Origin of the sequence: Teichococcus coralli, from assembly GCF_009829925.1 — a bacterium.
GTDB lineage: Bacteria > Pseudomonadota > Alphaproteobacteria > Acetobacterales > Acetobacteraceae > Pseudoroseomonas > Pseudoroseomonas coralli.
Genome location: NZ_SNVJ01000008.1, coordinates 50,544 through 71,459, shown reverse-complemented (window position 1 = coordinate 71,459; position 20,916 = coordinate 50,544). Strand labels below are relative to the sequence as shown.

Genomic DNA, 20,916 nt, shown 5'->3' with positions numbered 1-20,916 from the left:
GGCGCAGCCGGGCGGCAGTGCATGAAGGAGCGGGCGGCATGGCCGGCAGCGTCAACAAGGTCATCCTGATCGGCAATCTGGGGCGGGACCCGGAGGTGCGGAACTTCCAGAACGGCGGCCGGGTGGTGAACCTGCGCCTTGCCACCACCGACACATATAAGGACCGCGAGGGCAATCGCCAGGAGCGCACCGAATGGCATTCGGTCGCGATCTTCAACGAGAAGCTGGGCGAGATCGCCGAGAAGTACCTCCGCAAGGGCAGCAAGGTCTACATCGAGGGCAAGCTGGAGACGCGGAAGTGGCAGGACCAGGCCGGCCAGGACCGCTACTCGACCGAGGTGGTGCTGCGCGCCTTCGGCGGTGAGCTGACGTTGCTCGACGGCCGCGGCGGCGAGGGCGGCGGTGGCGGCGGATCCGAAGGCGGAAATGGCGGGGGCCGCTCCTCTGGCGGCTATGGCGGTGGCGAGCGCAGCGGTGGCGGCGGCGGCCGTCAGCAGCGCGGCGGCTGGGACGCGCCGAAGGGCGGCGGCAGCGACCTCGACGACGACATCCCGTTCTAAGCCGGGCTTGGGCGCTCTGGCCTTGGAGCGCCCAAGCCGCGCCGAGCGCGAATCCCGACGCAGATCGTCAGCCCGCTGAAACGCGGGCTGTTCTGTTTGGTTCAAGGCAGGGAAGACAGGGAGCAGGACGCTCGTGATTCTCTCCGCTGACGGCATCCGTCTTGCCGCCCGACCGGCCGACAAGGAGTCGGCGATCCGGGAGGCGGCGCAGCTTCTGGTGGAGAACGGCGCGATCCGGCCGGCCTATGCCGAGAGCATGCTCCGGCGCGAGGGCGAGGCGGACACCTTCCTGGGCAACGGCATCGCCATCCCGCACGGGCAGCGGGCCGATCGCGGACTGATCGCACGAACCGCCATCTCCGTGTTGCAGGTGCCGGAAGGCGTGCGATGGAGCGGCGATGACGTGGCGCATCTGGTGGTGGCCATCGCCGCGCAGGGCGACGAGCACATCGCCGTGCTTCGCCGGCTGACGGACGTGCTGGGGGAGGCCGACCTCGCCGCCCGGCTGGCCCGCACCGGCGACGCGGGAGAGATCCTCGCGGCCCTCGATCCGGACAAGCCGCTGCCAGCCGCCAGGCCCGCCGCCGGGGCTTCCCCGGAGGATGGGGCGATGACGGCGACCGTCGCGGCTCCGGCCGTGGCCGGGATGCATGCCCGGCCCGCCCGCGTGCTGGTGCAGCTGGCGAAGAACTACCAGTCCCGCGTCACGCTGAGCCATGCCGGGCGCAGCGCCGAGGCGCGCAGCATGATCGCGCTGCTGCAACTCGGCGCCGGCCCGGGCGCGCCGATGCAGCTCAGCGTGGCCGGCCCCGATGCCGGGGCGGCGCTGAAGGCGTTGCGGGCTGCCTTCGACGATCAGCTCGGCGACAACGAACGCGGGGAGCCGGCCCCCGCCGGCATGGAGCGGGCGCCCGCCACCGTGGAGGAGCCGCTTGAGCCCGGGGCGATCGCCGGCCTGCCCGCCAGCCCCGGCATTGCCGTCGGCGTGGTGCACCGCTTTCGCTCGGAGCAGGCCGGCTTCGCCGCGACCGCCACCGACGCGGTGGGCGAGCAGGCGGCGCTTGAGGCGGCGCTGGAAGCTTCCCGCGCCGAGCTGAAAACCGTTGCCGCCGAGATGAGTCACCGGGTCGGCGACAAGCACGCGGCCATCTTCGCCGCGCATGAGGAGTTCCTGGAGGATCCCGAGCTGCTGGCGGCGGCGCGGCGCGCCATCCAGGGCGGGGCTTCGGCGCCGGCGGCCTGGCAGGCTGCCACCGATGACCAGGCCGAGGCGCTGGCAGGCTTGGCCGACCCGCTGCTGGCCGCTCGCGCCACGGACCTGAAGGACGTGGCGCGCCGGGTGCTGCGCCATCTCGTCGGCGGTGGCGCGGAGGCCGAGCCGTTGCCGGAGCAGGCCGTCATCGCCGCCGACGATCTGACGCCTTCGGAAACCGCCAACCTGGACCCGGCCCGGGTGGTCGGGCTGGTGACGGCGGCGGGCGGACCCACCGCGCATACCGCCATCCTGGCGCGGGCGCTGGGCATTCCCGCCGTCGTCGCCGCCGGGCCGGGCGTGCTGGAGCTGGCGGACGGAACGCCCGTGGTGCTGGACGGCGACCGGGGCCGCCTGCTGCCCAACCCTGACGAGGCGGCGCGGAAGCGGGCGCGGGAAGCCCAGGCGCGAGGCAGGGAGCGTGCCGCCGCGGCGCGCGAGGCGGCGTTCCGCCCTGCCGTCACGCGCGACGGGCACCGGATCGAGGTCGGCGCCAATGTCCGCCGGCCGGAGGAGGCCGCCCAGGCGCTGGCCGCCGGCGCCGAGGGCACGGGCCTCGTGCGCAGCGAGTTCCTGTTCGACGAGCGGCCGCATCCGCCCAACGAGGACGAGCAGTTCGACCTCTACCGCCGCCTGGCGGAAGGCTTCGGCGGGTTGCCGGTGGTGCTGCGCACCCTGGATGCCGGCGGCGACAAGCCGCTGCGCTTCGTGCGCCACCCGGCCGAGGCGAACCCCTTCCTTGGGCTGCGGGGCCTGCGCCTTTCACTGGCCGAGCCGGCGCTGTTCCGGGCGCAGGTCCGCGCCGCCTTGCGTGCCGCCCGGCACGGCGACATCCGCATCATGCTGCCAATGGTGGATGGGCTCGCCGACCTGCGCACGGCGCGAGACATCATCGAGCAGGAACGACAGGACCTCGCCGCGCCGCCGGCGGAGGTGGGCATCATGGTCGAGGTGCCCTCCGCGGCGGTGATGGCGGACCAGCTCGCCGGGGAGGCCGACTTCTTCTCCATCGGCACCAATGACCTGACGCAGTACACCCTCGCCGTGGACAGGCTGCATCCGACACTCGGCGCACGCTCCGATGCCCTGGACCCCGCGGTGCTGCGGCTGATCGACATGACGGTGAAGGCGGCGCATGCGCGCGGCCGCTGGGTCGGGGTCTGCGGCAACATGGCGGCCGACCCGATGGCCGCGCCGATCCTGCTCGGCCTGGGAGTGGATGAGCTTTCGGTTTCCATCCCGAACGTCGCCGCGCTGAAGGCGCAGATCCGCGCGCTTGCCATGGCGGAGGCGGAACGGGTTGCGAGGCTGGCACTCGGCTGCGCGACCGCCGCCGAGGTGCGCGCCCTGCCGGCGCTACGGGAGCTGGGCCATGCCGGCTGAAGCCCTGACGCGGATCGGCACCGTCACGCTGAACCCCGCCTTCGACCTGACCATTCCGATCTCCCGCCTGGAGCGGGGCGAGGTGAACCGCGCCGAAGGCGCGGAGCTGCGGGCGGCGGGAAAGGGCGTGAACGTCTCGGTGATGCTTTCGGTGCTGGGGGAGCCTTCACGGGCCGGCGGGCTGCTGGGGGCGGCGGATTGTGCCGCCTTCGAGGAGTTCCTGCGCCCGCTCGGCATCATCAGTGAGTTCGAGCCGGTGCCGGGGCGCTGCCGTATCAACGTGAAGCTGGTGGAGACCGAGGCAGGGGTGGTGACCGACATCAACCCGCCGGGCCCGACGGTGGCTGCCCCCTCCCTTGCCGCGCTGCGGCGAAGGCTGGTGCACGCCCCGGAGCTGATGGTGCTGGCCGGCAGCCTGCCGCCCGGCCTGGAGGCCAATGCCTGGGCCGAGCTGGTGCGGTCCCTGTCCGGGGCGGGCCGGCGCGTTCTGCTGGACACCAGCGGGCCCGCCTTCAAAGCCGCGCTGGAGACGCGGCCCCATTTGATCAAGCCCAACCGCGCCGAGCTCGCCGACCTGCTGGGGCGCAGCCTGCCCGACCGTGCGGCGGTGATCGCCGCCGCACGGGAGGTGCAGCAGCGTGGCATCAGCCACGTGGTCGTTTCGGCGGGTGGCGAAGGGGCACTCTTCGCGCTTCCCGAGGCCATGCTCTGGGTGCGGCCGCCCGCCGTGCCGCTGACCACCACCGTGGGCGCCGGCGATGCGATGGTCGCCGGGCTGGCCGCCGGGCTGGCACGCGGGCTGGATGCAACGGCGCTGGCGCGACTGGCCACCGGCTGCGCCGCCGCCGCTGTCTCCCGGCCGCCGCAGGGCCTGCCCACGGCCGCCGAGATCGGCCGGCTGGCGGAGGCGGCCGATGTTGAGCGCCTCTGATCCCGTCCTCACTGACCTGGGTGCGTGCCATGCCGCCTGATTCCGCCGCCCCGACGCCGACGCGGCTGCTTGCCGTCATCCGCCATGCCGCCAGCGCACCGCATGCCCGCATGGCCGCCGAAGCCCTGCGGGACGCCGCCGAACGCGCCAGCCTGTCGCTGACGCTCGACACGGCCGAAGCGCCCGCCGGCACAGCCGAGGCGGATGCCGTGCTGCTGGTGGGCGACGCCACCGCCGAGGCGGCCCGCCACGCCGACCGGCCGCTGATCGCCACCACGGTGGTCGAGGCGATCCGGCGGCCAGAACAGGCGCTGCGCTCGGCGGCCTCCCTGGCGAGGCTCCCGCGCCCGGCGCGGATGCCTCCGGCACCGGCCGCGCCGCGGGAAGCTGGCGCGGCAACCGCACCTTCGGCCGCCGCGGCAGCCGGTAGCAAGAAGCTGGTCGGCATCACCGCCTGCCCGACCGGCATCGCCCATACCTTCATGGCCGCCGCGGCGCTGGAAAAGGCGGCCGCGGCCGGTGGGCACAGCATCAAGGTGGAGACGCAGGGCTCGGTCGGCTCCAAGAACACCCTGACGGAGCAGGAGATCGCGGAGGCCGACGCGGTGGTGATCGCCGCCGATACGGGCGTGGAGACCTCTCGCTTCACCGGCAAGCGCATCGTCATCGCCGGCACCAACGATGCGCTGAGGGACGGGCAGGGACTGATCGCCCGCGCCCTCGCGGCCGAGCCGCTGGGAGGGGAGAGCCGTGCCGCCGCGCCCGCGCCGGGCAAGTCCACCCAGGCGCCGGGCGTCTACAAGCACCTGATGACCGGCGTTTCCTACATGATCCCGCTGGTCACGGCGGGCGGGCTCTGCATCGCGCTTTCCTTCGCCTTCGGCATCGAAGCCTTCAAGGAGCCGGGCACCCTGCCGGCGGCGCTGTTCCAGATCGGCGCGCAGTCGGCGCTCGCCCTGATGGTGCCGGTGCTGGCGGCCTTCATCGCCTTCTCCATCGCCGACCGGCCGGGGCTGGCGCCGGGTTTCATCGGCGGCTCGCTGGCGGGCGCCGTCGGGGCGGGCTTCCTGGGCGGGATCGCGGCCGGATTTCTGGCGGGCTACGTGGCGAGGTTCCTGCGCGACCGGCTGCCCTTCCCGGGAAGCCTGGAGGGGTTGAAGCCGGTGCTGGTGATCCCCCTGCTGGCCTCGCTCGTCACCGGCCTGCTGATGATCTACGTGCTCGGCACCCCGATCGCGGCGGCGCTGGCCTGGCTGACCGAGTTCCTGCGCGGCATGGGCTCCACCAACGCGGTGATCCTGGGCGTGCTGCTGGGCGCGATGATGGCGGCCGACATGGGCGGGCCGGTGAACAAGGCAGCCTATGCCTTCGGCGTCGGCCTGCTGGGCTCGGAGACCTTCGCGCCCATGGCCGCCATCATGGCGGCCGGTATGACGCCGCCGATCGGCATCGCCATCGCCACCTTCATCGCCCGCAACCGCTTCAGCCAGGAGGAGCGGGATGCCGGCAAGGCGGCGGCCATCCTCGGCGCCGCCTTCATCACCGAGGGCGCCATCCCCTTCGCCGCCAAGGACCCGGTGCGGGTCATTCCTTCGCTGATCGCCGGCTCGGCGGTGGCGGGCGGGCTTTCCATGCTGTTCGGCTGCACGCTGCGGGCGCCGCATGGCGGCATCTTCGTGGTGGGCATTCCTGGCGCGGTGGGCAACCCGCTGGGCTACCTGATCGCCATCGTGGCCGGCTCCCTCGTCACCGCCGCGGCCGTGGCCGTGCTGAAGCAGCGCTCGCCGGTGGCGGCCGCCGCCTGAGGGCGGCGCCGGTTTGGCGGGAGGCGCCGGATCGGCTATAGGAGTGGGGAATTCAAGGGGGCAGGGGCGGCCGGCCGGGCCGCGCCTCCCAGGCCATGGGTGCCGCTTCGGCCCCGCCGCCTTGCCCCGTTTCTGCTGCATGGGAAGACCGCGTGAGCGAGAGCGATAACGGCACCGGGCCTGGCGCCCATATCCCGCCTGAAGGCACGCTGCCGATCGCGCTCGAGGAGGAGATGCGCCGCTCCTACCTCGACTACGCGATGAGCGTCATTGTCGCCCGCGCCCTGCCGGACGTGCGGGACGGGCTGAAGCCGGTGCACCGCCGCATCCTGTTCTCCATGCAGGAAAACGGCTTCACGGCCGACAAGCCCTACAAGAAGTCCGCCCGCGTGGTCGGCGACGTGATGGGTAAGTACCACCCGCACGGCGACAGCGCGATCTACGACGCCATGGTCCGCATGGCGCAGACCTTCTCGCTGCGCGTGCCGCTGATCGATGGGCAGGGCAACTTCGGCTCGATGGACGGCGACCCGCCGGCGGCCATGCGCTACACCGAGGCGCGGCTCGCGAAGTCGGCGGTGGCGCTGCTGGAGGGCATCGACGAGGATACGGTCGAGTTCGCGCCGAACTACGACGAGAGCGCCGAGGAGCCGCGGGTTCTCCCGGCCGCCTTCCCGAACCTGCTGGTGAACGGCGCCAACGGCATCGCCGTCGGCATGGCGACCAACATCCCGACGCACAACCCCGCCGAGGTGATCGACGCCGCCCTGGCCATGATCGCCGAGCCGGAGATCACGCTCGAAGAGCTGATGAAGATCATCCCCGGGCCGGACTTCCCGACCGGGGCGCTGATCCTGGGCCGTTCCGGCATTCGCTCGGCCTTCGAGACCGGGCGCGGCAGCATCGTGCTGCGGGCGCGCGCCGAGATCGAGGAGATGCGCGGCGGCCGCAGCGCCATCGCCATCTCGGAGATCCCCTACCAGGTCAACAAGGCGACGCTGATCGAGCGCATCGCCGAGCTGGTGCGCAGCAAGCAGATGGAGGGCATCAGCGACCTGCGCGACGAGAGCGACCGCTCCGGCCTGCGCATCGTCGTCGAGCTGAAGAAGGATGCGACGCCCGAGGTGGTGCTGAACCACCTCTTCCGATACACGAACCTGCAGACCTCCTTCGCCGTGAACATGCTGGCCCTGCACAACGGCCGGCCGCAGCAGATGGGGCTGCGGCAGGTGCTGCTGGCCTTCATCGACTTCCGCGAGGAGGTGATCCTCCGCCGCTCGCGCTACCGGCTTGGCAAGGCGCGCGACCGCGGGCACCTGCTGGTCGGCCTCGCCATCGCGGTGGCGAACATCGACGAGGTGATCCGCCTGATCCGCGAAAGCCCGGACGCGGTGACCGCCCGCACCGCGCTGATGGAGCGCGACTGGCCGATTGCCGATGTCGGCCCGCTGCTGGCGCTGGTGGACGATGCCGGCAATGTTGTCAGCGACGACGCGGTGCGGCTCACCGAGGCGCAGGCGCGCGGCATCCTGGAGCTGCGCCTGCAGCGGCTGACCGGGCTTGAGCGCGACAAGATCAACGCCGAGCTGGACGAGGTGGCAGGCCGCATCCGTGAGCTGCTGGAGATCCTCTCCTCGCGGCCGCGCCGGCTGGAGCTGATGGCGGACGAGCTGCGGGCCGTGCGCGCGCAGATCGCCTCGCCGCGGCTTTCCGAGATCGTCGAGGGCCTCGCCGACCAGGACGACGAGAGCCTGGTCGAGCCGGGGCTGATGGTCGTCACCCTGACGCGCGACGGCTACGTGAAGCGCACGCCGCTGGAGACCTTCCGCGCGCAGAACCGCGGCGGGCGCGGGCGCAGCAGCGCGGGGATGCGGCAGGACGACGTCGTCGTCCGCTCCTTCAACGCGCATACCCACCAGTGGGTGCTGTTCTTCACCAGCCGTGGCATGGCCTTCCGCGAGAAGGTCTGGAAGCTGCCGGAGGCCGGGCCGACGGCGCGTGGCCGCTCGCTGCGCCAGCTCCTGCAACTGCAGGAGGAGGAGGGCGTGACGGCGGTGCTGCCGCTGCCGCAGGACGAGGACCTGTGGGAGAACCTGCACCTGGTCTTCGCCACGCGGCAGGGCAATGTCCGCCGCAACCGCCTCTCGGACTTCAAGAACGTCCGTTCCTCCGGCCTGATCGCCATGAAGCTGGACGAGGGGGACAGCCTGATCGGCGTCTCCACCTGCCGCGAGGGGGACGACGTGCTGCTGGCCAGCCATGGCGGCCGGGCCATCCGCTTCCGCGCCGACCTGGACACGCTGCGCGTCTTCGCCGGCCGGGATTCGACGGGGGTGCGCGGCATCCGGCTCGGCAAGGGGGATGCGGTGATCGCCCTCTCGGTGCTGCGCCATGTCGAGGCGAGCGTCGAAGAGCGGGCCGCCTACCTGAAGCAGGCCGCCCAGCGGCGCCGCAACGGCGAGGAAAGCGCGGAGGCCGCCGCCGAGGCCGAGGCCTCGCTCGCCGAGGAGAATGCCGAGGAGGCCGCCACCGAGATCGCCCTCTCGGCGGAGCGCTTCACCGAGCTGGAGGAGCAGGAGGAGATCCTGCTCACCGTGACGGATGGCGGCTTCGGCAAGCGCAGCTCGGCCTATGAGTACCGCGTCACCGGACGCGGCGGGCAGGGCATCGGCAACATCAACCTGACCGCCCGCACCGGCCGGGCGGTGGTGGCGACCTTCCCGGTCCGCACCGGCGACGACGTCATGCTGGTGACGGACACCGGCCGCCTGATCCGCCTGCCGATCGACCAGATCCGCGTCACCGGGCGCCAGGCCATGGGCGTGACGCTGCTGCGGCTCGACAATGGCGAGCGGGTCATCTCCTGCTCCACCGTGGTGGAGGAGCAGGGGGGCGAGGTGGAGGCCGGTGAGGTGGAGGCCGGTGAGGTGGAGGCTGGCGAGCTGGAGGGCGGCGAGGACCATGGCTGAGCCGGGTCGCGCGCCCCGCGCCGGGGTCTATCCCGGCACCTTCGACCCGGTGACCAACGGTCACCTGGACATCATCGGCCGCGCGTCGCGCATCCTCGACCGGCTGGTGGTCGGCGTGGCGATGAACGCCGGCAAGGGGCCGATGTTCCCGCTGGAGGAGCGCGTCGAGCTGGTCCGCGCCGAGGTGGCGCCGATCGCCGCGCGCACCGGCACCGTCATCGAGGTGCGGCCCTTCGAGGGGCTGCTGGTGCAGTTCGCCCGCGAGGTCGGCGCGCAGGTGATCGTGCGCGGGCTGCGCGCCGTCACCGATTTCGACTACGAGTTCCAGATGGCCGGCATGAACCACCGGCTCGACCCCGAGATCGAGCCGGTGTTCCTGATGGCCAGCGAAGGGAACCATTTCATCTCCTCGCGTTTCGTGAGGGAGATCGCGGGGCTGGGGGGAGACATTTCCAGCTTCGTGCCGCGCCTGACGCTGGAGCGCACCCTGGCCAGGGTGCGTCAGCGGAACCCAGGGAACTGAACGGATGCATCGCCGTACCCTGCTCGCCAGCACCATTGCCATTACGGGAGCCATGATGAGCGAAGCCACCACCAGCGAAGCCGCCCCGCAGGACGATCGCGAGAACACCCTGTTCTTCGACCTGAAGGATGGCCGCGTCGTCATCAAGCTGCGCCCGGACCTGGCGCCGCAGCATGTCGAGCGCATCAAGACCCTGACCCGCCAGGGCTTCTATGACGGCACGCCGTTCCACCGCGTCATCGAGGGCTTCATGGCCCAGGGCGGGGACCCGACGGGCACCGGCACCGGCGGCAGCCAGCTTCCCGACCTGCCTGCCGAGTTCAGCCAGCCCTCCAAGGCCCGCTTCCTGCGCGGCGTCTGCGGCATGGCCCGCACCGCCAACCCGAACAGCGCCAACAGCCAGTTCTTCATCATGTTCGCCCCGGCGCCGAGCCTGGATGGCCAATACACCATCTGGGGCCAGGTGACCTCGGGCATGGAGTTCGTGGACAAGATCAAGCGCGGCGGCGGCTCCAACGGCATGGTGCGCGACCCCGACCGCCTGCTGAAGGCGCAGGTCGCCGCCGACGCGCAGGGCTGATCGCGCGCGGCCGGGGCACCGCCCGGGCCGCATCCGACTTGACAGCGGGGCCAGGGAAGGCTTTCTCCCGGCTCCGCCCTTGGTGCCCGTAGCTCAGCCGGTAGAGCACGAGACTTTTAATCTTGGGGTCCTGGGTTCGAGTCCCAGCGGGCACATTCCGGTTGCTGACGGGCCGGCAGGTGGCTGGTGCATCCAGCAAAGGGGCGCTAAGCACCGCGCCCATGCCGCCGCCGATCCTGACTGTTGTGATTCCCTGCTACAACGAGGCCGCCAACGTCGCGCCGATGGTGACGCGGCTGGCGACGACGCTGCAGGGCATCGCCTGGGAAGCGATCTTCGTGGACGACGACAGCCCGGACGGCACGGCGCAGATGGCGAGGGCCATCGCGGCGGCCGATCCGCGAATCCGCTGCATCCGGCGCATCGGGCGGCGCGGCCTTTCCTCCGCCTGCGTGGAGGGCATGCTGGCTTCCTCCGCGGATTACCTCGCGGTGATCGACGGCGACCTGCAGCACGACGAGGCGCTGCTGCCCGCCATGCTGCGCAGCCTGCAGGCAGGCGAGGCCGATATTGCCGTCGGCAGCCGCCACGTGGCGGGCGGGGCGGCGGAGGACGGCTTCTCGGCCTGGCGGCGGCGCATCAGCGACAGCGGCACGATCCTGGCCCAGTTTTTCCTGCCGCAACGCGTGGCGGACCCGATGAGCGGCTTCTTCATGCTGCCGCGCGGGGTCTTCGAGGACGTCGCGCCGCGGCTGACCGGCCGCGGCTTCAAGATCCTGCTCGACATCCTGCTCTCGTCAAAGCGGAAGCTGCGGGTGAGCGAGCTGCCCTACAGCTTCCGCCCGCGCGAGGCGGGGGAGTCGAAGCTCGATACCCTTGTTCTGCTCGAATTCCTGACCCTGCTGCTGGACAAGGCGGCCGGCGGGCTCCTGCCGCTGCGCTTCCTGTCCTTCGCCGCCATCGGCGCGCTCGGCGTCGTGGTGCATCTCTGCGTCCTCTGGCTGGTGCTGGGTCCGCTGGGCTTCACCCAGGCGCAATGGCTGGCGAGCTTCGTCGCGATGACCGTGAACTTCTGGCTCAACAACCGCGTCACCTACAGCGACGTCCGGCTAAGGGGTGCCGCGCTCTGGCGCGGGCTGCTGCTGTTCTACGTCGTCTGCGGCGTTGGCGTGGCGGCCAATGTCGGCGTCGCGCGCCTGCTGCTGCGTGACGAGATCCTCGCCTGGGGCTTCGCCGGCGCTGCCGGCGCGCTGCTGACGGTGGTGTGGAACTACGCCGTCTCCGCCACCCTGGTGTGGCGCGCCCGATGAGCCGCGCCGCCGCCCTGGCCCTGCTCGCCCTGGCCGCGCTGACGGCCCTGCGTCTGCTCACCGCCTTCTGGCTGCCGGCCGCGCCGGACGAAGCCTATTACTGGATCTGGGGCCGTGCCCTGGCGCCCGGCTACTACGACCACCCGCCGATGGTGGCGCTCTGGACCGCCGCCGGCACCGGGTTGCTGGGCGACACACCGTTCGGCATCCGGCTGCTGGCGCCGCTGGGCGTTGCCCTGGCCTCCGTGCTGCTCGCCCGCGCGGGCGATTCGCTCTTTCCCGAGCGGCGGCCGGGCATCTGGGCGGCCGCGCTGATGAACGCGACGCTGCTGTTCGGCGCCGGCTCGGTGCTGATCACCCCCGATACGCCGCTGCTGGTGTTCTGGTGCGCGGCGCTTTGGGCGGTGGCCCGGCTGCATGCCACGCAGGATGGGCGCTGGTGGCTCGCCTTCGGCCTGCTGGCCGGGTGCGCGCTGCTGTCGAAGTACACGGCCCTTCTGCTCGGCGGCGGGGTGGTGCTCTGGCTGCTGCTGGAGCCCCGCGCGCGCCGTTGGCTGCGCGACGGGCGCCTCTGGGCCGGAGGCGCGCTGGCGTTTCTGGTTTTCGCGCCCGTGGTGTACTGGAACGCCCGGCACGACTGGGTGAGCTTCGCCAAGCAAGGTGGGCGCGCCGGCCGCGTCGGCGCCGCCTCGGCCCTGCGCTACCTGGGCGAATTGATTGGCGGACAGGCGGGCCTCGCGACGCCGATTATCTTCGTCCTCTGCATCGCCGGCGCGGCGGCAGCCTGTCGCTGGTGGATCGTGCGGCGCGACGCGGCGGCCGGCCTGCTGGTGACGATCACCGTTCCGGCGGCACTGCTTTTCCTCTGGCAGGCGACTGGCAGCCGCGTGCAAGGGAACTGGCCCGCCATTCTCTACCCCACCGCCTGCATCGCGGCGGCGGCCTGCCTCGGCCCGCGCTGGGCGCGCTGGCGCGGGCCCGGCATCGCGCTTGGCCTGGCGCTCACCCTTGTCGTGCTGGTGCAGGCCGCCTTCGCGCCGCTTCCGCTGCCCCGCCGCAGCGACCCGACGCTGGCGCGCCTGGGCGGCTGGGAAGCCTTCGCGGCAAAGGTGGAGGAAGCGCGCCGCGAGCGGGGCGCCGTGTTCGTCGCCGCCGAGGAGTACGGGCTGGCGAGCGAGCTGGCCCTTTACCTGCCGGAGGGGGTGCGGGTGGTCGCACTGGGAGACCGTTGGGACCTGTTCGACCTGCCCGCGCCCACCCCATGGCAGCCCGGCCTCCTTGTGCGCAGCACACGCCGGACCGGAGCGCCGCTCTGGCCCGCCGCGCGGCAGGAAGGCGAATTGGTGCGCAGCCGCAAGGGCATCGAGGCGGAGCGGTACCGGCTGTACGGCGTCTCGGTGCCGAGCGAAGGACCGACGATGGCGGTGCTGCCGCCGCGCCGCTGAAGCCTGCCGCCCCCGCCTCCGCCGGTGCCCCCCCTCCCAGATACCCCCCCCTGGTGCGGCCCGTCGGGGTGCCTACATCCCGAGGGCAGTCAGGGAGAGACGTGCCATGCTCATTCGTAATCCCCGCGGCTGGGAGCTGCCGGACTCCGCCGCCACGCCGGAAGCCGTGGTGCTCGGTCGCCGGACGGCGCTCGGCCTTGGCGGGGGCCTCATCACTGCCGGGCTGGCACGGCCTGCGCTGGCGCAGGACGGCGCGCTGGCCGCCATGCGCAACACCCGCTACCGGCCGGAGCGGGAGGTCACCCCGGAGCCAGCCTCCACCACCTACAACAATTACTACGAGTTCGGCCCCGGCAAGAGCGTCGCCTCCACGGCCCAGCGCCTGCCGCAGCGGCCCTGGACCCTGAAACTCGAAGGGATGGTGGAGAAGCCGCAGGAGCTCGACCTGGATGCCTTGTTGAAGCGCGTCAGCCTGGAGGAGCGGGTGCTGCGGCACCGCTGCGTCGAGGCCTGGGCCATGACGGTGCCCTGGACCGGCTTCCCCATGTCCGCGTTGCTGGAGATCGCCGCACCGACCGCCAGCGCGAAATACGTGGTGCTGGAGACCGTCGCCGACAGGTCCGCCATGCCAGGCCTGCGGCAGAGCTGGTATCCCTGGCCCTACATCGAGGGCTGCACCATGGCAGAGGCGGCCAATGAGCTGTGCTTCCTGGCCGTGGGCATGTATGGCAAGCCGGTGCCGCCGCAGAATGGCGGACCGGTCCGCGCGCTGTTTCCCTGGAAATATGGGTTCAAGAGCGGCAAGGCGATCACCCGCATCCGCTTCACCGGCGAGCGGCCGGTGAGCTTCTGGGAGAAGCTGCAGCCCAGCGAATATGGCTTCTGGGCCAATGTGAACCCGCAGGTTCCGCATCCGCGCTGGAGTCAGGCGAGCGAACGGCTGCTCGGCAGCAACGAGCGCGTGCCCACCAAGATCTTCAATGGCTACGGCGAGTTCGTCGCCTCGCTGTACCAGGGCATGGAAGGCGAGCGCCTCTTTCTCTGAGCGCGCTCAGCCCAGGCGGCGGCGGCCTTCCTCGATGGCGCGGATGGCCTCCGCCCAGAGGCCGAGCGCGGGCAGCTCGGCGGGGGAGAACCAGCGGGCCTCGCTGACGTCGTCGCCCGCCACCGGCTCGCCGCCGGCCCAGCGGCCGGCGAAGTCGATGATGGTGTAGTGGAAGCGGGCGCGGCCTTCCGCGTCATGGCTCAACGCATCCACCACCACGGCGAGCATGAGGGGGCCGACCTCGATCCCCGCCTCCTCCAGGAGTTCACGCCGCGCCGCCGCCTCGGCCGTTTCGCCGAGATGCTGCGCGCCGCCGGGGATGGACCATTCGCCCTGGCGCGGCGGCTTGCTGCGCCGCACCAGCAGCACGTCTTCCCCGCGGAAGGCGATCACCCCGATGCCGATCCAGGGCCGGTCGGGGTATTCGCGCGTGCTCATCGGGCCGGGGCGGGCGTCGGAGCGGCGGCGGCCGGGCGTTCGGCCTGGCGCAGGTCCTCCAGCCGGGGCAGCAGCGCCTTCAGCTTCCAGGCGCCGAGCTGGTAGGCCCAGCCCTTCCAGCGCGCGTTGAGCTTCTGCGCCTCTTCATCGCCCACCGCCGCCAATGTCACCCAGACGGCGTCGCCATCCTGGTTCACGCTGACATCCACGGCGAGGTTGTCGGTCATGGTGAAGCGGGAGTGGCCCAGCGGCTTGCCAGGGATGCCGGCGGCGTGCTGGACATCGGTGAGCGTCAGGTACTCGAAGGCGCCGGCGATGGTGTCCAGGCTGGTCTGCTCCAGCGGCGGCGCCCCGGCGGCGAGGGTCGCGGCCAGGCGGCCATCCGGCCCTTCGCCGCGCTTCAGTTCCAGCGGCGGCTCGCCGGCGCGGTTGATCGCCACCTTGAGCACGCGGTCGCGCGGGATGTTGGCGAGTTCACGGTCAATCCAGAGCTGGGCGTCGGCGTCCAGCGGCAGCCTGCCCTCGGCAAGCCAGGACTGGTTCTCGTCGGGGCGGCGCACATAGACGCTTTCCGGCACGTCGCCATGGGTGCGGACGCGGCGACGGCCCACCATCAGCTCGGCGATCGGCTGGCCGGCGCCGTCCAGCACGCGGAGCAGGGAGGCGGTGGAGCCCTCCCTGGCGGGATCCTGCAGGCCCAGGCGATCCAGCATCTCCGGATCGGAGGTTCTGGGCTCGACCAGCCGCAGCTCGGTCAGGCCTACGAGCAGCTCGCGCACCTTTTCCGCGCGGACGGGGTAGCCCGCGACCTCGGGCAGCACCCAGACGTCGCCGGGCTTGCGCTCCAGCGCCAGGCTCTGCTCATGCCGCCTCACCTCGATGCGCATGGCGCCGGCGAGCTTCTGGGCGAGGTTCTGGAACATCAGCGGCGCGGCGCCGAGGTCCGGCGGCTTCGGTCCGCCCGGGCCGAGCACGACGACGGCGGTGGCGGCCGCGGCCGCGGCACCGCCGAGCAGCAGCAGGGATCGACGATTCATCTCCCGCTCTCCCTTGGCTCAGGCCCGCGCCGCCGAGCGGCGGCGGCGGCGCCAAACCGCCAGCCCGAGCGCGAACAGCGTCAGCAGCACCGGCACCAGCGCGATGTTCACCAGGCGCAGCGTGCGCTCCAGCCCCTCGATGTCCCGCCGCAGGTCGAGCTGCACCGCGCGGAGCTGCGCGCGCGTCTCCACGATCTCCTGGCGGGCGCGGTCGATCTCGGCCCGCTGCTCGGGCGTGATGATGGTCTGTGCCGGCTGGTTGCCCCCGCCCGTGGCGCCGCTGCTGGCCGCCGTCCCCTGGCGGAGCTCGCGCAGGCGGCGCTCGGTGGCCTCCAGCTTGCTGGTCAGCGCCTGCTCGGTCTGGCGGTAGCTCGCCTCCGCGGCACGGCGCATCTGCTCCACCCGGTTGAAGGGGCGAAGCGCCTCGCCGCGCGAGCGCAGGCCGATCAGCGCGTCGCCGCCGGCCAGGGTGTCCGTTAGGTTGGCGATGAGGGCGCCGTTGTCGCTGAAGGGCGTGGTGACCTGCTGGCCGAAGAAGTCCTGCACCTGCACCCAGAAGCGGTCCTCCAGCAGGTCCGCGTCGTTGGCGATGACGAGGTTGGCGGGGCCGGTGCTGTGCGCGAGATGCGCCGGGAAGTCGGCCGGGCGATCGGCGCCTTCCGGCGGCGGGGGCGGACCGTCGGGGAAGGCGGAGTTCAGCATGCCGCGGGCGCGTGCGAGCAGGACGTGGTGCTTGCCGTCCGGCCTGAAGGCCGCCAGCAGGGCGGCGGGGTTCGGGCTCGGCCCGACCGTCGCCACCTCGGCCAGCATGGCGTGGTCGCTGCTGGTGATCAGGGGGGTGAACTCGATGTCCGAGCCCTGCTTCTTCAGCACCTCGCCGGCCGAGGCGAAGGTCACCTGCTGCAGATCGGCGGTCGCGACGTCGGTGCGGCTGAGGGAGTCGCCCGACGCGTTGAACCAGGCGAGGTAGTCCACCGCCTGCAGGCGGTCCTGCGGGTTGCCGCGCACGCGCCAGGCGCCGCGCTGGTCCAGCACCACCTTGTCGGCCGGCGTCTCGATGCCCCAGGCGTTGAGCAGCCGGTTCAGGTTGGAGGCGGTGTCGGCCGGCGGCTGGCCGTTGGGGCCGGGGCGGGAGGCCTGGCTCTCGCTGTGCGGATCGGCCAGCGCGAAGAGCTTGCCGCCGCGCATGACGAACTGGTCGATGGCGTAGAGCGTGGCATCCGGCAGGCGCTGTGGATGCGCGACGATCAGCACCTGAATGTCGGCGGGGATCACCTGCGCGTCGGATGCGACCTCGCGCAGGTTGAAGATCTGCCTGAGCTGGTTGGCGATGACGAAGGGCTGCCCGGCGCCCGGGACGCGCATCATCATCGCGCGCGGGTCGCCGTTCACCGGCAGCGCCGACAGCATGCCGACCACGGCGCGCCTTGGGTTGGAAAGCTCATGGACGAGCCGCGTCAGGTCGTATTCGAGGAACCGCTCGCGGTCGGGCTGCAGGAAAGGCAGCACGCGCTCGTCGTCCAGCAGGTTGGTGCCGGCGATGCCGAAATAGACCTGCTCGCCGGACTGGTCCACCGGCACGCCCTGCAGGCCATAGGCCATGGCGCGGTCCTCGGTTTCGCTGAACGGCTCGGGGTCGAGGTATTGCAGGCGCAGCCTGCCGTTGGAGAGGGCCGCGTATTCCTGCAGCATCTCGCGCACGCGGTCGGCATAGGCGCCATAGACCGGAATCGAGCTGCCGAGCCTGCTGGAGTAGAAGAGCCGCAGCGTCACCGGGTCCTTGAGGTTGGTCAGGACCTGCCTGGTGCCTTCCGAAAGCGTGTAGAGATGCTGCTCCGTCAGGTCGAGCCGCTCGCGCGGCAGCAGGCGCTGCGCCAGCAGGTTGACCGAGACAGCCAGCACCAGGGCGGCGAAGAGGCCGGCGACGGAATAGATAAGGCGGCGCGAGCCGGGCTTGGGGGCGCGCGCCGGAGGCTGGGTTGCGCTCATGCTCAATCCGCCTTGCGATGATCGACCGCCACGGCGTTGGCGAACAGCCAGAAGCCGATGAAGCTGGCGAAGAAGATGAGGTCCCGCAGCGTCACCACGCCGCGCGAGAAGCCGTTGAGCCGGTCCGTGATGGAGATGCCACGCGCGATCTCGGCCAAAGCGGGGATGCGGGTGGAGAGGAACTCCGTGACCACCGGGCTGCCGGCGGCGGCGAACAGGAAACAGACGGCGACGGCGAGCACGAAGGCGATCACCTGGTTCTTGGTCAGTGCCGAGATGGCGGCGCCGACTGCGAGATAGGTGCCGGCCACCAGCAGGCAGCCGACATAGCCCGTGACGATCACGCCGTTGTCGGGGTTGCCGAGGTAGTTGACGGTGAGCACCAGCGGAAAGGTCAGGACGAGCGCGATGGCGCAGAAGGCCCAGGCGGCCAGGAATTTCCCCAGCACCGCCTGCCACTGGGTGATCGGCAGGGTGAGCAGCAGCTCGATGGTGCCGAGGCGGCGTTCCTCCGCCCAGAGCCGCATGGTCAGCGCCGGCACCAGGAACAGGAAGAGCCAGGGCACGAAGCCGAAGAAGGGCTGAAGGTCCGCGGTGCCGCGGCCGAAGAAGTTGCCGAGCGTGAAGGTCAGCGCACCCGACATGATCAGGAAGATGACGATGAAGACATAGGCGACGGGCGTGGCGAAATAGCCGGACAGCTCGCGCCGCGCGACGGTGAGGGCGCCACCCATCAGGCAACTTCCTTGGGCAGGGTCAGGTCGCGGAACACCGCGTCGAGCGAGGAGCCGCGGCCCGCCAGCTCCGCCGGCGTGGAGTCGGCCAGCACCTGCCCGCGCGCGATGATGATGGCACGGCTGCAGATGGCGGAGACTTCCTCCAGGATGTGCGTCGAGATGATGATCGCCTTGTTGGGCGCCATCTGCGCGATGAGGCGCCGCACCTCGTGCTTCTGGTTGGGGTCAAGGCCGTCGGTCGGCTCGTCGAGCACCAGCACCGGCGGGTCGTGCAGAAGCGCCTGCGCCAGGCCGACGCGCCGCTTGAAGCCCTTCGACAGGGTTTCGATGGGTTGCAGGCGCACGCCTTCCAGCGTGGTCAGGCGCATCGCATGGGCGATGCGGTCCGCAGCCTCGCTGCCGCGGAAGCCGCGGACATGCGCGACAAAGGCGAGGAAGGCGGCGACGGTCATCTCGGGATAGGTGGGCGCGCCTTCGGGCAGGTAGCCCAGGTGCCGCTTGGCGGCGACGGGACGATCCACCACGTCCTCGCCGCAGATGCGGGCGGTGCCGCTGCTCGGCGTGACGAAGCCGGCCAGCATCTTCATCGTGGTGGATTTGCCGGCGCCGTTGGGGCCGAGGAAGCCGAGGACTTCGCCCCGCGCGACGGTGAAGGAGACGTCGTCCACGGCGGTGAACCCGCCGAAGTTCTTGGTGAGGCGGTCGATCTCGATAAGCGCGGACAACCGGGCATACCCCCCCTTGAAACAACCGGATCGCGACCGGTTTACCGGGGAGAGGGGGGTTTGCAACCCCCAGGGCTGTATCGAAACGTCGCAGCGTCCTCAGCCGGCGGCAAGCGGAGCGAGCGTCAGGTCGTGGCTGAACAGGGCCAGCAGCAGCCGGGCCGCGCGGCCGCGCGGGGTGAGAAGGAGGTCAGGATCCTTCTCCAGCAGCAGCGCGGCGTCCTGGTGGGCCATCCGCACCATGCCGCCGTGACGTGCGGGATCGGCTAGCCGCCGGCCCAGCCGCCCGGCCTGACGGACGCCGAGCGCATCGCCGCCGCCACGATATTCGAGGTCGGCATCGGCGATGACGAAACCGTCCTGCGTCTCGCGCAGCACGGCGAGGCGGCGTTGTTCCGATTCGTTCAGTTCGGCGGAGGGCAGCAGCAGGCAGAAGGATTGCGCATGGCCGCGCCCGACGCGCCCGCGCAGCTGGTGCAGCGCCGCCAGGCCGAAGCGCTCGGCCTGCTCGATGATCATGATCGTGGCCTCGGGCACGTCCACGCCGACCTCCACCACCGTGGTCGCGACGAGGAGCTGCGCGCGGCCGGCGGCGAAGTCGTGCAGGGCGGCCTCGCGCACCTCCAGCTTCTGCGCGCCATGCGCGAGGCGGACCTTGTCGCCGAAGATGGCGGCCAGCTCGGCATAGGTGGTCTCGGCGGCGGCGTTGTCGTGCTTCTCGCCCTCCTCGACGGCCCGAACGACCCAGTAGGCGCGGTGGCCCTCGGCGAAGGCGGCGCGCAGCCGCGCCACCAGCTCCTCGCGCCGCTCGCGGCTGACGATTCGGGTGACAATCGGCTGCCGCCCTGCCGGGCGGCCCTCCAGTCGGCTGACCGCCATCTCGCCCCATTGCGTCAGCAGCAGGGTGCGCGGAATGGGGGTGGCGGTCATCACCAGCACGTCGGTGGTGCCCTTTTCCGTAAGGGCGAGTCGCTGGGCGACGCCAAAGCGGTGCTGCTCGTCCACGACGGCCAGAGCAAGGTCCTGGAAGGCGACACCCTCCTCGATCAACGCGTGGGTGCCGACCACCAGGGGGATGCTGCCGTCGGCCAGCCCGGCGAGCACGCGCCGCCGCTCCTTGCCCTTCACCGAGCCGGCGAGCAGGGCGCAGGGCACGCCCGCCGCGCCGGCCAGCCTCTCCAGGGTGCGAAGATGCTGGCGGGCGAGCAACTCGGTGGGGGCCATCAGCGCGGCCTGGGCGCCCGCTTCCACCGCGCGCAGCATCGCCAGCACGGCGACAAGCGTCTTGCCGGCGCCGACATCGCCCTGCAGCAGCCGCAGCATGCGGCGGGGCTGCGCGAGGTCGGCGTCGATCTCCGCCAGGGAACGGAGCTGGGCGTCGGTGGGCGGGTAGCCGAAGGCGGCGAGGGCGGCCCGGCGCAGATGGCCATCGCCGGTCAGGGCCCGGCCGGGGCGCTGCAGCACCGTCCGCCGCACCAGTCCGACGGCGATCTGCCCGGCCAGCAACTCGTCATAGGCGAGGCGGTCGCGCGGGGGGTCCTCCGGCACGGCCTCGGGGGCCTGGATGGCGCGCAACGCGGCGGCGAAGGAAGGCCACTGGCGGCGGGCGAGCAGCGCCCGGTCCTGCCACTCCGGCATCTCGTGCAGCGCGCCGAGCGCGAGCGCCATGGCCCGGCCGACGTCGCGCTGGCCGAGGCCGCGCGTCAGCGGCCAGACCGGCTGGATCCCGGGAATGGCATCCGGCGGGTCCACGAAGTCCGGCGCGTCCATCTGCCAGCGGTCGCGGAAGCGCTTCATGCGGCCGGAGACGCGGCGCACCGCCCCCTCGGGGAAGGTGCGGGCGAGCCAGGCGCCCAGCCAGGACTTCCGGCCGAAATAGATCAGGTCCACCAGCCCGGCCTGCGCGTCGCAGCACACCACCCAGGGCTGGGCGGGCGTGCGCGGCGGGGTGACATGCAGAACCTGCACCGTGAGCGTGGCAATTTCGCCCTCGCGCGGTGTTGTGGCGCGGCGGTCCTGGTAGCGCTCGGGAAGGTGGAACAGGAGGTCGAGCACGCGCTCGCCTTCCATGGCCTGGAGCAGGCGCTTCCGTTTCTCCTCCGGCAAAGGCAGGCTCGCGAGCGGCGCCAGCAGTGGTGCGGCACCATCCGGTTCGGCCTCTTGGGCTGACATGATTCCCATCTGCCT

Annotated in this window: 16 protein-coding genes and 1 tRNA gene; 11 read left to right on the top strand and 6 right to left on the bottom strand. The window is 71.8% G+C overall.

The genetic code is table 11. The features are described from left to right. Positions 1-38 precede the first annotated feature (38 nt). From ssb to msrP, 11 genes are all read left to right on the top strand, one after another. The gene (gene ssb, locus E0493_RS11110; protein WP_160937018.1) at positions 39-560 is read left to right on the top strand and encodes a single-stranded DNA-binding protein; all 522 of its coding nucleotides are present in this window, start codon (positions 39-41) and stop codon (positions 558-560) included. A gap of 133 nt (positions 561-693) precedes the next feature. Further along, positions 694-3,195 (top strand): phosphoenolpyruvate--protein phosphotransferase, encoded by a 2,502-nt coding sequence (gene ptsP, locus E0493_RS11105; RefSeq protein WP_160937017.1) that lies wholly within the window; start codon positions 694-696, stop codon positions 3,193-3,195. Further along, positions 3,185-4,126 carry a 1-phosphofructokinase family hexose kinase gene (locus tag E0493_RS11100; RefSeq protein ID WP_160937016.1) on the top strand — a complete coding sequence of 314 codons (942 nt, stop codon included), beginning with the start codon at positions 3,185-3,187 and terminating at the stop codon, positions 4,124-4,126. Before ptsP ends, E0493_RS11100 begins: the two co-directional genes overlap by 11 nt. A gap of 29 nt (positions 4,127-4,155) precedes the next feature. Further along, positions 4,156-5,931, top strand: coding sequence for a fructose-specific PTS transporter subunit EIIC (locus E0493_RS11095; protein ID WP_160937015.1), 1,776 nt, complete (start codon positions 4,156-4,158; stop codon positions 5,929-5,931). A gap of 233 nt (positions 5,932-6,164) precedes the next feature. Next, complete coding sequence (gene gyrA, locus E0493_RS11090; RefSeq protein ID WP_235913720.1) at positions 6,165-8,900, top strand: DNA gyrase subunit A; 2,736 nt, start codon at positions 6,165-6,167, stop codon at positions 8,898-8,900. Further along, a complete protein-coding gene (gene coaD / locus E0493_RS11085; protein WP_160937014.1) occupies positions 8,893-9,423 on the top strand; it encodes a pantetheine-phosphate adenylyltransferase in 531 nt (176 codons plus the stop codon). Before gyrA ends, coaD begins: the two co-directional genes overlap by 8 nt. Positions 9,424-9,427: 4 nt before the next feature. After that, a complete protein-coding gene (locus E0493_RS11080) occupies positions 9,428-10,003 on the top strand; it encodes a peptidylprolyl isomerase (protein WP_160937013.1) in 576 nt (191 codons plus the stop codon). 82 nt (positions 10,004-10,085) lie between these two features. Then, positions 10,086-10,158: transfer RNA gene (locus tag E0493_RS11075), tRNA-Lys, on the top strand. A 66-nt stretch (positions 10,159-10,224) separates the two neighbouring features. Continuing rightward, entirely contained in the window at positions 10,225-11,313 is a 1,089-nt protein-coding gene (locus tag E0493_RS11070) for a glycosyltransferase (protein WP_160937012.1), read from the top strand. Continuing rightward, positions 11,310-12,758, top strand: coding sequence for an ArnT family glycosyltransferase (locus E0493_RS11065; protein WP_160937011.1), 1,449 nt, complete (start codon positions 11,310-11,312; stop codon positions 12,756-12,758). Before E0493_RS11070 ends, E0493_RS11065 begins: the two co-directional genes overlap by 4 nt. A gap of 106 nt (positions 12,759-12,864) precedes the next feature. Continuing rightward, entirely contained in the window at positions 12,865-13,803 is a 939-nt protein-coding gene (msrP, locus tag E0493_RS11060; protein WP_160937010.1) for a protein-methionine-sulfoxide reductase catalytic subunit MsrP, read from the top strand. A gap of 6 nt (positions 13,804-13,809) precedes the next feature. Here msrP and E0493_RS11055 read toward each other — a convergent pair whose 3' ends face one another. The 6 genes from E0493_RS11055 to recG all read right to left on the bottom strand — a co-directional run bounded on the left by E0493_RS11055 (position 13,810) and on the right by recG (position 20,910). Continuing rightward, a complete protein-coding gene (locus E0493_RS11055; RefSeq protein WP_160937009.1) occupies positions 13,810-14,241 on the bottom strand; it encodes an NUDIX hydrolase in 432 nt (143 codons plus the stop codon). Then, complete coding sequence (locus tag E0493_RS11050) at positions 14,238-15,278, bottom strand: DUF4340 domain-containing protein (RefSeq protein ID WP_160937008.1); 1,041 nt, start codon at positions 15,276-15,278, stop codon at positions 14,238-14,240. The genes E0493_RS11055 and E0493_RS11050 overlap by 4 nt, the downstream gene beginning before the upstream one ends. Before the next feature lie 18 nt (positions 15,279-15,296). Continuing rightward, a complete protein-coding gene (locus tag E0493_RS11045; protein ID WP_160937007.1) occupies positions 15,297-17,267 on the bottom strand; it encodes a GldG family protein in 1,971 nt (656 codons plus the stop codon). Between the two features lie 2 nt (positions 17,268-17,269). Continuing rightward, positions 17,270-18,001 carry an ABC transporter permease subunit gene (locus E0493_RS11040; protein ID WP_160937006.1) on the bottom strand — a complete coding sequence of 244 codons (732 nt, stop codon included), beginning with the start codon at positions 17,999-18,001 and terminating at the stop codon, positions 17,270-17,272. Beyond that, positions 18,001-18,729 (bottom strand): ABC transporter ATP-binding protein, encoded by a 729-nt coding sequence (locus E0493_RS11035; protein WP_160937005.1) that lies wholly within the window; start codon positions 18,727-18,729, stop codon positions 18,001-18,003. Before E0493_RS11035 ends, E0493_RS11040 begins: the two co-directional genes overlap by 1 nt. Before the next feature lie 99 nt (positions 18,730-18,828). Then, entirely contained in the window at positions 18,829-20,910 is a 2,082-nt protein-coding gene (gene recG / locus E0493_RS11030; RefSeq protein WP_160937004.1) for an ATP-dependent DNA helicase RecG, read from the bottom strand. Positions 20,911-20,916: the final 6 nt, after the last annotated feature.

Bases quoted from the DNA above. Each gene is read 5' to 3' on its own strand.
- ssb (WP_160937018.1), top strand. From the start codon at position 39: ATGGCCGGCAGCGTCAACAAGGTCATCCTGATCGGCAATCTGGGGCGG.
- E0493_RS11100 (WP_160937016.1), top strand. From the start codon at position 3,185: ATGCCGGCTGAAGCCCTGACGCGGATCGGCACCGTCACGCTGAACCCC.
- E0493_RS11095 (WP_160937015.1), top strand. From the start codon at position 4,156: ATGCCGCCTGATTCCGCCGCCCCGACGCCGACGCGGCTGCTTGCCGTC.
- gyrA (WP_235913720.1), top strand. From the start codon at position 6,165: ATGCGCCGCTCCTACCTCGACTACGCGATGAGCGTCATTGTCGCCCGC.
- coaD (WP_160937014.1), top strand. From the start codon at position 8,893: ATGGCTGAGCCGGGTCGCGCGCCCCGCGCCGGGGTCTATCCCGGCACC.
- E0493_RS11080 (WP_160937013.1), top strand. From the start codon at position 9,428: ATGCATCGCCGTACCCTGCTCGCCAGCACCATTGCCATTACGGGAGCC.
- E0493_RS11070 (WP_160937012.1), top strand. From the start codon at position 10,225: ATGCCGCCGCCGATCCTGACTGTTGTGATTCCCTGCTACAACGAGGCC.
- E0493_RS11065 (WP_160937011.1), top strand. From the start codon at position 11,310: ATGAGCCGCGCCGCCGCCCTGGCCCTGCTCGCCCTGGCCGCGCTGACG.
- msrP (WP_160937010.1), top strand. From the start codon at position 12,865: ATGCTCATTCGTAATCCCCGCGGCTGGGAGCTGCCGGACTCCGCCGCC.
- E0493_RS11055 (WP_160937009.1), bottom strand. From the start codon at position 14,241: ATGAGCACGCGCGAATACCCCGACCGGCCCTGGATCGGCATCGGGGTG.
- E0493_RS11050 (WP_160937008.1), bottom strand. From the start codon at position 15,278: ATGAATCGTCGATCCCTGCTGCTGCTCGGCGGTGCCGCGGCCGCGGCC.
- E0493_RS11045 (WP_160937007.1), bottom strand. From the start codon at position 17,267: ATGAGCGCAACCCAGCCTCCGGCGCGCGCCCCCAAGCCCGGCTCGCGC.
- E0493_RS11040 (WP_160937006.1), bottom strand. From the start codon at position 18,001: ATGGGTGGCGCCCTCACCGTCGCGCGGCGCGAGCTGTCCGGCTATTTC.
- recG (WP_160937004.1), bottom strand. From the start codon at position 20,910: ATGGGAATCATGTCAGCCCAAGAGGCCGAACCGGATGGTGCCGCACCA.